Origin of the sequence: Sphingopyxis sp. YF1, assembly GCF_022701295.1 — a bacterium.
GTDB lineage: Bacteria > Pseudomonadota > Alphaproteobacteria > Sphingomonadales > Sphingomonadaceae > Sphingopyxis.
The window spans coordinates 963926-975056 of the sequence record NZ_CP033204.1 but is presented as its reverse complement, the minus strand read 5'-3'; the positions used below and the strand labels follow the sequence as shown (position 1 = coordinate 975056).

Genomic DNA, 11131 nt, shown 5'->3' with positions numbered 1-11131 from the left:
GCTTCCCCAACATATAGAAGACTTCTATACAAGATCCTGTCGACCATGCTTCTCCGGCACCCGAACGTCGCGGCGTCGGGCCTGACCCAAACCCTATCGCCGCCTGCCACGCTCCATTCGCTTCACGCCGCCCGCGATCCAAACGCAGACGGCCGCCGGACATAGTCCGACGGCCGCGCACAGCGATCGCCTGTCATGCGGGAACCGGTGCGACCGCCCTCGTTCGGCGGGGCGCCCCGCCAGCGGTCAGTCCTCGTCCTTGTAGATCGCGACTTCTCGTTCGCCCGTGCTGGAGGCCTTACCACGATGCATACCCGGCGTGTTGAACGACCAGTCGGCGGTGCCGCCCGGTCCGGTCACGATCACTCCGCCGGTGCCGCCCAGCTGTCCGATTTCGGCCATCACGCCGTCCGCCGCCTGTTTCGGAGTTTCGCCTTTCAGGCGGATGCGGACGCAAATCTCGTGCGCGGCGGCGACGCGGATGAAATATTCGCCGGCGCCCGTGGCGGAAACCGCGCAGGCCCGGTCGTCGGCATAGGTGCCGGCACCGATGACCGGCGCGTCGCCGATACGCCCCCAGCGCTTTCCCGTCCGGCCGCCGGTCGAGGTTGCCGCAGCGACATGACCGGCCGCGTCGATCGCGACCGCACCCACGGTGCCATATTTCTGGTCGACGTCATAGAAGCTCAGCTTTTCCGCCTTCATCCGCTCGAGTTGCTGCAACCGTTCGGGGGTCGCGAACCAGCTCGGATCGACCTGGGGCAGGCCTTTTTCCAGCGAAAAGCGGTCGGCGCCTTCACCCGCCAGGAACACATGCGGGCTGTCCTCCATGACCGCACGCGCGAGGCCGACCGGATTGCGTGTCCGCGTCACCCCCGCGACCGCTCCCGCCGCACGCGTCCGCCCGTCCATGATCGCGGCGTCGAGTTCGTTGCGCCCTTCCCAGGTGAACACCGCGCCGCGACCGGCGTTGAAGCGCGGATTATCCTCGAGCACCCGCACCGCCGCCTCGACCGCGTCGAGCGCGCTGCCGTTCGCGGCGAGAACCCCGGACCCGGCATCGAGCGCCGCGTTCAAACCGTCTCGAAAGGCCTTGTCTTGCTCGGGCGTAAGGCGATCGCGCTCCATGCCGCCGGCGCCGCCGTGGATCACGATGGTCCACGTCGGCTCGGCATGAGCGACGGGAATGGCGGCGAGACAAAGCGCGCCGAACAATGACAGGAAACGCATCAGAAACCTCCTGACTCAAGGGATTCAAACAGCCGCCACCGCGCGGCATCGGCCAGTCCATCCGTTCGCCGGAAGTTCGGGCATGCGGCGGCGGTACGAAGCACCGCCCTTCGCCTCCCGGACTTCAACCGAACAGTCGCTCGGGGCGAATCTGGTGCGGCTCGACGCCATGCTCCGAAAGCAGTTCGGGCCAGGGCAGGCCGAACAGCAGCGCCTCGGCCGCCAGCGCCATCGCGGGCGACGTCTGGAGGCCATAGCCCCCCTGCCCCGCGAGCCAGAAGAAACCCGGCGCATCGGGCGCGAAACCGGCCGTCGGGACCTTGTCGGCGACGAACGTCCGCAGTCCCGCCCAGCGAGCCGCGATCCGTTGCACCGACAGCGTCGTCGCCTCCTCGACCCGCCAGGCGGCCAGCGCCATTTCATAGTCGTCCGGCTGGACATCGCACGGCGGCGAGGGCGTGACGTCCATCGGCGACGCCAGCAGCAGTCCGGCGTCGGGAAGCATGTAGAAACCGTCGTCGAAGACGGTCTTGAGGAAGGGCCAGCCGGACACGTCCAGCCCCTGCGGCGGATCGAAGCCGATAATGGTCCGGCGAAGCGGCGTCAGCCCCAACGGCCGAACACCCGCCATCACCGCCAGTTCGTCGGCCCAGGCCCCGGCGGCATTGACGACGGTCCGCGCCGCGTAGCGCTGATCGGGGGTATCGACGATCCAGCGATCGCCTTCGCGCACGATGCCTGTCACGCAGGCGTTGAACATGACCTCGCCGCCCGCCGCACGGAGCAGGCGCATGTTCTTCTGGAGCAGCAGGTCGGCGTCGAGCTTGCGCCCGCCGGTGTCGACCAGCCCCGCCACCGCACCGCCGTCCCCGACTTTCATGACGGGCACGATCGCCTGCATCTCGGCCGGACCGACCCGCGAGATATTGTCCGAAAAGCGGCGCATCTCGGTTTCGAGCGCTTCCAGCTGATCCATCGTTTCGGAGGTGGCAAAGAATAGGGCGGATTTTTCCTGCCACAGGGGCGACCCTGCCTCCTCGCCCGGCGGATTGGCGAAAAAGAAGCGACTGGCGGCGGTCAGGCCGCGCACGGCATCGTCGCCGATCCCGAAATGATAGAAGGTCGCGCTGCGCCCCGACGAATGATAGCCGAGCGCGCTTTCGCGTTCGAGCAGCACCGTACTCGCGCGCTGCGCGAACCGCGCCGCCGCCGAAACGCCGGCAATGCCGCCGCCGATCACCAGAATGTCGACCTGTTTCAACGCTGCGTCCCCTTTTTGGGCGCCTGCCGGGGCGACGACGGTTGCGGCCGATGGCGCGCGATCACGCCTTTGACCGCTGCGATGTCGAGCGCGTCGCCGCGCGCAGCTCCCGCGTCCGGGGTCGCCTGCCGCTCGATGGTCGTCGCCATCAGCAGCGAATTGTAGATCGCCTCCTCGGCGGCTTCGGCGACAGCCACGAACAGCGGCGACATCGCATCATTGGCTATCTCGGGATAGGTGGTCACCGCGCCGCGCCGTTCGGCCGTACGCCGCACATCGTCGGCGGTTGAAAAGGCGATCGCATAATCGCCCGATCCGTTGGAAAAGGCAGCGCCTGTCCGCGCCAGTCCGGCAATCGCGCGATGCGCCAGCCGCGTGAGGTTCCGGTCGCTCAGCGGCGCATCGGTCGCCACGACCAATATGATCGAGCCATCGGCCGATCCGCGATCGCTGTGCTCGCGCAGATAATATCGACCCAGCGCCTGGCCGACCGGGACGCCGTCCATCGTCAGCACGCCGCCGTAGTTCGACTGGACAAGCACCCCGACCCGATAACCGCCCAGCGCCTGCGGCAGCACGCGCGAACTGGTGCCGATGCCGCCCTTCCAGCCAAAGGCCATGGTGCCCGTCCCCGCGCCCACGCTGCCCTCGGCCACCGGGCCGCCGGTTGCATTCGCGAGAGCGGCGAGAATGTCCTGGCGACCGATCACACGCTTGCGGATGTTGTTGAGCACCGAATCATTGGTCTCGCCCACGACCGCATTGACCGACCGCACTTCGGGATTGCCCGGCTGCGCCAAGGTCCAGTCGAGGATACCGTCGATCGCCGGCGCGACGCTCAGCGTGTTGGTCAGGACGATCGGCGTTTCGACCTCGCCGAGTTCGGCGACCTGCGTGGTGCCCGCGAATTTGCCGAAGCCGTTGGCGACGACCACGCCCGCAGGCACCTTGTCCTGAAACAGGTTACCGCCGTGCGGCAGAATGACGGTCACCCCGGTCCGAACATCGGCGCCCTCGATCCGCGTGACCTGTCCGACACGGACATCGCCGACATCGGTAATCGCGTTGAGCGGGCCGGGCCGGAAGATGCCGGGGGCGATGCCGAGATCGCGGGCGTGGACGCGGGGCGGCTCGGCAACCTGTGCCGCCAGATCGCCCGCACTTCCCGCTCCCCCGGCGACGGCCAGCGCCACCAGCACCGCAGCAGCAAGCGGCGGCATTCGGCGCGCCTTGCCGCGTCCGACCGGGTCACCAGCGATGGATCTATCAAGGGAAATGGACGACGGGCGCAACGAACCGCTTTCGATATCCGACATGGCCATTCGATTAGCTCCCCCCGGGCCGATCGAACAATATAGATCGGAGATTCGTCTATAGAGAAAGTCTATACGCCTCGAAAGCGGTCTTGAGATGCTTGAGAAAGACCGTCGCGAGCTTGGAAAGCGGACGGTTCTGCAAATAGACGGCATGGACGTTGAACGGGATCGCGGGCTGCAGCGGCTTGAAGGCGATGTCGGGCGCGGCGGTCGCCTGCGCCGTGAAATTGTCGACGATCGACACCCCGACACCCGACCGGACAAGCGCCGCCGCGACGAAAAAGGTCTGCGACGACACGATGTCGTTCAGCATGACGCCCGACTTGTCGAGTTCTTCGGAAAGGAGCCGCCCCATCGGCCCGCTCTTGACGGTCGTGATGAAGCGATGCCCCTCCAGCGCCGCCAGCGGCAGGCGCGGTGCTTCGCATTCGATCGCGCCCCTGGCGTACATCGCGACGAGTTCGCCCTTGCCCAGCCAGCTGAAACCGACCGGCGCGGTCGACGGCACGTCGTAGCTGATCACGATGTCGGTTTCGCGCTCGTACAGCTTGCGCACCATATCCTCGTGATGCGCGGTGTGAAGTTCGAGCGACACGCCTTCGTGCTTGGCCAGAAACGCCGACACCGCCTCCGGGATCGCGCCGAGCCCCAGCGACGGAAGGACCGAGACGCGCAAGGTCCGCCCCTGTCCAAACCGCAGATTGCGGCTGGCCCGTCGCAGCTGCTCGACGCGCTTCTGGACCTCTTCCACCTCGACGAACAGCTCGTGCGCATCCTCGGTCGGCACCAGCCGCCCCTTGGTCCGCTCGAACAGCGACAGGCCGAGGCTCGATTCGGCATAGCGCAAGATCTTCGTCACCGACGGCTGCGAGATGTTGAGGAGACGCGCGGCCGCGCTCACCGAGCCCGTGACATAGACGGCGTGGAAAATTTCAATCTGGCGAAGTTTCACGGCGCATCCTGTTATCGGTCGGTAAGGCGTCGATGCGCCCCGCGCCTACCATAGCCCCCGCCGATGCAGATCGGAAAGGCCAAGACGACCGGCGTCGCCGCGGGCCCTCGACTTCCACCCGGACAGCGGCGCCAAGCCGCGCGGTCAGGCGATAGGCAGCGCGGTCGTGCTCTTGATTTCGGACAGCGCGATTGCCGAGTTGATCTCCTGCACCCCCGGGAGCCGCGACAATTTTTCGAAGAAGAGCTTCTCATAGGCTTCGACATTGGCCGCGACGATACGCAGCAGGAAATCGACCGTGCCCATCAGCACATGGCATTCGATGACTTCCGGAATATCGGCTATTGCGGTTTCGAAATCGGCAAGGTGCGCACGGCCGTGTGCCGACAGCCGGACCTGCGCAAAGATCTGCGCGCTGAGTCCGACCTTGCGGCGATCGACCAAGGCGACGCGCTTGCGGATGATCCCCGCCTGTTCGAGCGCCGCGACGCGGCGCCAGCACGGCGATTGCGACAATCCGACGCGCTCCGCCAGTTCGGCGATCGAGATGTCGGCATCGTCCTGCAGAACGGTCAGGATCGCCTTCTCATGGCGGTCGAGTTGCATAAAACATCCCCAAAATCACGAAAGGCAGAAAAATTTTCTCGATAAATACATGGATCGCGCGGAAATGCGACCATATCTTCCGCGAAATTTCCGGCATTGATGCGGTCCCTGTCCCTTGCCGGAGCCGATCGATGTCCTCTCGCCCGCTGCCCGAATTGCCGCACGAAGCCGTGCACCTGTTCCACGACGACGAAACGGGACTGCGCGCGGTCATCGCGATTCATTCGACCGCGCTGGGTCCGGCGATCGGCGGGTGCCGCGTCCAGCGCTATGCGAGCGAGACCGCGGCCACGCAGGACGCGCTACGTCTGTCGGAAGCAATGACCTGGAAGAACGCACTCGCCGGCCTCCCCTTCGGCGGCGGCAAAGCGGTCATCCTGTGGCCCGAACACGGCGTGGCCGACCGCACCCGGCTGTTCGAAGCCTTCGGCCGCTGCGTCCACTCGCTCGGCGGGCGTTTCGTCACCGCCGAGGATGCGGGAAGCGGCGTCGCCGACATGCAGGCGGCGGCGCGATCCACATCCCACGTCGCCGGGCTGCCACGCCGCGCCGACGGTGTCGGCGGCGATCCGTCCCCCTGGACCGCCCGCGGCGTGTTCGCCGCAATGCAGGCCGCCGTGGCGGAGCGCGACGATAGAGCCCTCGCCGGCATGACGGTCGGCGTGCAGGGCCTCGGCCACGTCGGCATGGCACTTGCGGCCCTGCTCCACCGCACCGGCGCAAGGCTGCTCGTCGCCGACGTCGACAACGGCAGGGTGGCGGAGGCGGTGCGGCGCTTCGATGCCGAGCCGGTCGCCGCAGACGCGATCGTCACCGCGCCGATGGACATATTGGCCCCCTGCGCGCTCGGCGGCGCGATCAATCCGGCAACCGTCCACAAGCTGCAGGCGCGCCTTGTCTGCGGCGCCGCAAACAACCAGCTCGAACACCCCGGGCTCGCGGCCGAACTGGCACGGCGCGGGATTCTCTATGCGCCCGACTATCTGGTCAATGCCGGCGGCATCATCGCGGTCTGCGCCGAATATGGCGACGGCGACCTCGCGTCGGTCGAACGCGCGGTCGAGGCGATCGGGCCGGGGCTGGCGGCGCTGATCCGCGATGCCGAAGCGAAAGGCGAAACACCCGCCCGGTTGGCCGACCATCTCGCGCGGACGCGGGTCGCCGATGGCTGGTCGCGGCGCCGCGCGGCATGAGCGGCCGCTTTTCGCTGTCGGGCGACGGCGATCTCGCCAGCGCGCTGCGCATCCTCAACCTCTTTGCGCAGCGCGGACTGGCACCCCAATCGGTTGCCCTCAAGCTTGGTGGCGGCGGCTACGATCTTGCGATCGATCCGGGCGACATCGACGCCGCGGCCGTGTCGATCATCCGCGAAAAGATCGCCGCGATGCCGCTCGCCGTCCGGTTCCGCGAGGAACGCTAACCTCGGACCGGCACGGCGACGGCACGCGCTCCGGCCGACGCGCCCCATTGCGCTACCGGATATATTGACATAGCATATGCCACTATATCCGGCGGAGGGGCTATGACGATATCGGCTGAAAGCATGGGCGCGCGTCCCCGCATCGCGCGGCGGATTGCGGCCCTCCTCGCCCTCTCGGTCGCGACGCCGCTCCATGCGGCGCCTGCGCCGGCAGCGCCGCGCCAGCCCAATATCGTCATCCTGCTCGCCGACGACTGGGGCTTTTCCGATGTCGGCGCCTTCGGGGCCGAATTCGCGACGCCCCATATCGACGCGCTCGCGCACGCGGGGGTGCGCTTCGCCAATTTCCATGTCGCAGGATCCTGTTCGCCCACGCGCGCGATGTTGCAGACGGGCGTGATGAACCACCGCGCGGGGCTGGGCAACATGCCCGAAACCATCCCCGACGCCCATCGCGGCAAGCCGGGCTATGACACGGTGATGAACTTCCGCGTCGTGACGATCGCCGAACGGCTCGGCGCCGCGGGCTATCGCACCTATCTGACGGGCAAATGGCATCTCGGCAGCGACGCGAAGCGCCTCCCCGAAGCGCGCGGTTACGATCGCGCCTTCAGCCTGGCCGATGCGGGCGCCGACAATTTCGAGCAACGTCCGATCGAGGGCATGTACGACACCGCGGCGTGGACCGAGAACGGCAAACCGGCAACACTGCCGAAGGATTATTATTCCTCGACCTTCGTCGTCGGGAAGATGATCGACTATATCGAAAGGGACCGGCCGAGCGGCAAACCCTTTTTCGCGTCGATCAACTTCCTGGCCAATCACATTCCGGTGCAGGCGCCCGACAGCGACATCGCGCGCTATTCGGCGATGTACAAGGATGGCTGGACAAAATTGCGCGAGGCGCGCGCAAAGCGAGCGGCGGCGCTCGGCATCATGCCCGCCGGCGCGCCGATGGTCACGATGAAGACGACTCCCGACTGGCTGCGCCTCGATGCCGAGGAACGCGCGGCGCAGGTGCGGGTGATGCAGGCCTATGCCGGCATGGCGACCGCGATGGACCGCGAGGTCGGCCGCCTCGTCGCGCATCTCAAGGCCACCGGCGACTATGACAATACGATCTTCGTCTTTCTGTCGGACAATGGCGCCGAGCCGACCAATCCTTACAGCATCCGCCGCAACCGCCTGTTTCTGAACATGCAGTACGACACGTCGACGGCGAACATCGGCCAGCGCGGCAGCTTCAGCGCGATCGGCCCCGGCTGGGCGAGCGCCGCGGCCTCGCCGTTGTCGGGGTACAAGTTCAGCGCCACCGAGGGCGGGCTGCGCGTGCCGCTGATCGTCGCCTGGCCGGGCAACCGGGCGATCCGCGCGGGGTCCATCAGCCATGGCTTCGCACATGTCACCGACATCGTTCCGACCCTGGCCGAACTGGCGGGCGTTTCGATCCACGGCGGACGCTGGCAGGAACGCCCCTCCGAGCCCGTGACCGGCCGCAGCCTCGTCCCGATGCTCGAAGGCGGAAGCGGCAGCGTCCACGGCGACGCGCCGCTCGGTTACGAACTGTCGGGCAACGCGGCGCTGTTCCGCGGCGACTACAAGCTGGTGCGCAACCTGCCCCCGACGGGCGACGGCCGATGGCGGCTCCATGACCTGAAATCCGACCCGGGCGAAACGCGCGACCTCGCGGCGGCGATGCCCGACCGTTTCGCCGCGATGATGGCCGACTACCGCGCCTACGCCAAGGCGAACGGCGTGCTCGACATGCCCCCTGGCTACACCGCCGATGCGCAAATCAACGCCTATGCGTGGAAACAGCAGGGTCGGAAGCGGGCGATCCAGGCCGGACTGTGGGCCGGTGCGATCGTCGCGGCCCTGGCGCTGCTCATCTGGGGTTGGCGCCGCAAGCGCCGAACCAGGGCGGCGGCACCGCCCGGCTGACGCAAGATTTGCGTCGATCAGCCGGGCGCGACGGCGAGCAACGTTTCAACCATGTGCGCGACCGCAGCGCCGGCCTCGCCGGAATCGAGCCCTTGGTCGTGACGCAGCGCGCGCCACGTCTGGAAACTCAACGCGACGCACAACGCCTCGACTCCGACGCGATCGGCGCGCACCGCCTCGGGAAGCAACCGCATCAGAAAATCGCGTTCGAGCGCGACCACCTGGCCATATTGCCCCATCAGGAAGGGCGACTGGTAACGCTTGATGTTCGCGGCGAGCCGAAAGGGCAGCATCGTCTCGAACACGCGCACGCGCCGCCCCACAAGATCGCGAACGTCGGCGCGCCAGTCCGATCCGGCGTAAGGAGCCGCGATGATCGGCATGACCCGCTCGGCGATGGTTTCGGACATTTTCCGGTACAGCGTATCCATGTCGTCGAACTGGCGAAACACCGTCCGCAGGCCGACGCCCGCCTCCTCGGCGACGCGTGCCGCGCTGGGCGTCAGGTCGCCGCGCTCGATCAGTTCGAGCATCGCCGCGACGATCCGCGCCCGGCTCGACCGGCTGCGCTCGCGCCGGCCGTCGACGCGTGCGGACGTTGCGCCTTCGGACTTTGCTTTCGCTTTCGGTACCATGGCCACTCCGCTGGCCCAGCTTCGCGCCGGGGTCAATGCCGCACCGAACGATCTTGCGCCGGCCCGATTATAATGACACACATAGTGTCACTACATAATATGGAATCGGGGGCGGAATGAAGAAGCGCTGGATCGCACTGGGCGTCGTCGCGCTGATGGGAGCCGCGGGATATTGGGGCTGGGAAGCGAACAAATATCGCGTGCCAGGCCTGATGCAGGACTGGAACGATCCGGTGCAGCCCAACCACCCCGTCGCATGGCAGACGGGACCCGCGGTGGCTCCCGCGGGCAACCGGCCGCCCAACATCATCCTGATCGTCGCCGACGACCTGGGATGGAACGATATCAGCCTGAACGGCGGCGGCGTCGCGGACGGCACGGTGAAGACACCCAACATCGACGCATTGGCGCGCGAAGGTATGAACTTCACCACTGCCTATGCCGCCAACGCGACCTGCTCGCCCTCGCGCGCAGCAATGATGACGGGGCGCTACGCGACGCGTTTCGGCTTCGAATATACGGCGGTGCCGGTGCAATTCTCCGAAAACCTCGCGCACGGCGACGGGGTCGGCCCGCTGAAGGCGGTGTTCCACAAGGAACTGATCACCCCCGACATCCCGGATTATCCCGACATGGGCGTGCCCGCGAGCGAGGTGACGATCGCGGAGGCAGTGAAGACCGCCGGCTATCACACGCTGCATATCGGCAAATGGCACCTGGGCGAGGCGCCGAAACTGCAACCGCATGCGCAGGGTTTCGACGAGAGCCTCGCAGTGCTCGGCGGCGCCGCCATGTTCCTGCCCGAGGATGATCCCGACACGGTCAACGCCAAACTGCCGTGGGATCCGATTGATCGCTTCCTGTGGGCGAATTTGCGCCATGCGGTGACTTTCAACGGCAGCAAGCGCTTTCACCCCAAGGGCCATATGACCGACTATTTCGCCGATCAGGCGATCGCGGCGATCGAGGCGAACAAGAACCGCCCCTTCTTCATGTATCTTGCGTTCAACGCGCCGCACACGCCGTTGCAGGCGACGAAGGAGGATTACGCGCGATACCCGCAGATCAAGGATCACAAGACGCGCGTCTATGGCGCGATGATCGCGCAGCTCGACCGGCGGATCGGCGACGTGATGGCAAAGCTGAAGGAAGCGGGGATCGACGACAACACGCTCGTCATCTTCACCAGCGACAATGGCGGCGCCTGGTACAATGGCATGGCCGATCTCAACAAGCCGTACCGCGGATGGAAGGCAACCTTCTTCGAGGGGGGCATCCGCACGCCCTTCTTCATGCGCTGGCCTGCAAAGATCGCGGCGGGGTCGACGCGCGCCGACATGACCGGACATATCGACATCTTTTCGACCATCGCGGCGGTGGCGGGCGCGAAGCTGCCGGCGGGGCGGATCATCGACAGCGAGGACATATTGGCAGGGCCCGCGAAACGACAGGCGCTCTTCTGGCGCTCGGGCGACTATCGCGCGGTGCGCGCGGGCGACTGGAAACTGCAGGTGACGAAACGCCCCGAAAAGGCGCGTCTCTACAATCTCTCGGCGGATCCCACCGAGCGCCACGATCTGGCGGCCAGAGAACCGCAGCGCGTCGCGCAGCTGAAGGCGATGCTCGAAGCGCAGAACAGGGATATGGCGAAACCGATCTGGCCAGGGCTGGTCGAAGGGCCGGTTCGGATCGACGTACCGCTCAACACGCCTTGGCAGGACGGACAGGATTATATCTACTGGACGAATTGACCAATCGCCGTGACCTCAA

At 66.6% G+C, this 11131-nt stretch carries 10 protein-coding genes; 4 read left to right on the top strand and 6 right to left on the bottom strand.

Annotated features, from left to right (window positions below; all coding sequences use genetic code 11):
• Positions 1-246: 246 nt before the first annotated feature.
• The 5 genes from EAO27_RS04755 to EAO27_RS04735 all read right to left on the bottom strand — a co-directional run bounded on the left by EAO27_RS04755 (position 247) and on the right by EAO27_RS04735 (position 5365).
• The gene (locus tag EAO27_RS04755; RefSeq protein ID WP_278190130.1) at positions 247-1230 is read right to left on the bottom strand and encodes an isoaspartyl peptidase/L-asparaginase; all 984 of its coding nucleotides are present in this window, start codon (positions 1228-1230) and stop codon (positions 247-249) included.
• Positions 1231-1354: 124 nt separating this feature from the next.
• Positions 1355-2491, bottom strand: coding sequence for an FAD-binding oxidoreductase (locus EAO27_RS04750; RefSeq protein WP_242777618.1), 1137 nt, complete (start codon positions 2489-2491; stop codon positions 1355-1357).
• Positions 2488-3711, bottom strand: a complete 1224-nt coding sequence (locus EAO27_RS04745) for a P1 family peptidase (RefSeq protein WP_242777616.1) — start codon at positions 3709-3711, stop codon at positions 2488-2490. The genes EAO27_RS04750 and EAO27_RS04745 overlap by 4 nt, the downstream gene beginning before the upstream one ends.
• Before the next feature lie 151 nt (positions 3712-3862).
• Complete coding sequence (locus EAO27_RS04740; protein ID WP_242777614.1) at positions 3863-4759, bottom strand: LysR family transcriptional regulator; 897 nt, start codon at positions 4757-4759, stop codon at positions 3863-3865.
• A gap of 144 nt (positions 4760-4903) precedes the next feature.
• A complete protein-coding gene (locus EAO27_RS04735; protein WP_242777612.1) occupies positions 4904-5365 on the bottom strand; it encodes an Lrp/AsnC family transcriptional regulator in 462 nt (153 codons plus the stop codon).
• Positions 5366-5496: 131 nt separating this feature from the next.
• Between EAO27_RS04735 and EAO27_RS04730 the strand changes: the two genes are divergently transcribed.
• The 3 genes from EAO27_RS04730 (at position 5497) to EAO27_RS04720 (ending at position 8726) form a co-directional block, all read left to right on the top strand.
• Positions 5497-6558, top strand: a complete 1062-nt coding sequence (locus EAO27_RS04730; RefSeq protein WP_242777610.1) for a Glu/Leu/Phe/Val dehydrogenase dimerization domain-containing protein — start codon at positions 5497-5499, stop codon at positions 6556-6558.
• The gene (locus EAO27_RS04725) at positions 6555-6785 is read left to right on the top strand and encodes a hypothetical protein (protein ID WP_242777608.1); all 231 of its coding nucleotides are present in this window, start codon (positions 6555-6557) and stop codon (positions 6783-6785) included. The genes EAO27_RS04730 and EAO27_RS04725 overlap by 4 nt, the downstream gene beginning before the upstream one ends.
• A gap of 123 nt (positions 6786-6908) precedes the next feature.
• Positions 6909-8726, top strand: a complete 1818-nt coding sequence (locus EAO27_RS04720) for an arylsulfatase (RefSeq protein ID WP_242777606.1) — start codon at positions 6909-6911, stop codon at positions 8724-8726.
• Positions 8727-8743: 17 nt separating this feature from the next.
• Here the strand turns inward: EAO27_RS04720 and EAO27_RS04715 are convergent, their stop codons facing one another.
• Positions 8744-9361 (bottom strand): TetR/AcrR family transcriptional regulator, encoded by a 618-nt coding sequence (locus EAO27_RS04715; protein WP_242777604.1) that lies wholly within the window; start codon positions 9359-9361, stop codon positions 8744-8746.
• 116 nt (positions 9362-9477) lie between these two features.
• Here EAO27_RS04715 and EAO27_RS04710 point away from each other — a divergent pair, with 116 nt between their 5' ends.
• Entirely contained in the window at positions 9478-11112 is a 1635-nt protein-coding gene (locus EAO27_RS04710; RefSeq protein ID WP_242777602.1) for a sulfatase-like hydrolase/transferase, read from the top strand.
• Positions 11113-11131: the final 19 nt, after the last annotated feature.

Coding starts and splice junctions, on each gene's coding strand:
- EAO27_RS04755 (WP_278190130.1), bottom strand. CDS start 1,230: ATGCGTTTCCTGTCATTGTTCGGCGCGCTTTGTCTCGCCGCCATTCCC.
- EAO27_RS04745 (WP_242777616.1), bottom strand. CDS start 3,711: ATGCCGCCGCTTGCTGCTGCGGTGCTGGTGGCGCTGGCCGTCGCCGGG.
- EAO27_RS04735 (WP_242777612.1), bottom strand. CDS start 5,365: ATGCAACTCGACCGCCATGAGAAGGCGATCCTGACCGTTCTGCAGGAC.
- EAO27_RS04730 (WP_242777610.1), top strand. CDS start 5,497: ATGTCCTCTCGCCCGCTGCCCGAATTGCCGCACGAAGCCGTGCACCTG.
- EAO27_RS04725 (WP_242777608.1), top strand. CDS start 6,555: ATGAGCGGCCGCTTTTCGCTGTCGGGCGACGGCGATCTCGCCAGCGCG.
- EAO27_RS04720 (WP_242777606.1), top strand. CDS start 6,909: ATGGGCGCGCGTCCCCGCATCGCGCGGCGGATTGCGGCCCTCCTCGCC.
- EAO27_RS04715 (WP_242777604.1), bottom strand. CDS start 9,361: ATGGTACCGAAAGCGAAAGCAAAGTCCGAAGGCGCAACGTCCGCACGC.
- EAO27_RS04710 (WP_242777602.1), top strand. CDS start 9,478: ATGAAGAAGCGCTGGATCGCACTGGGCGTCGTCGCGCTGATGGGAGCC.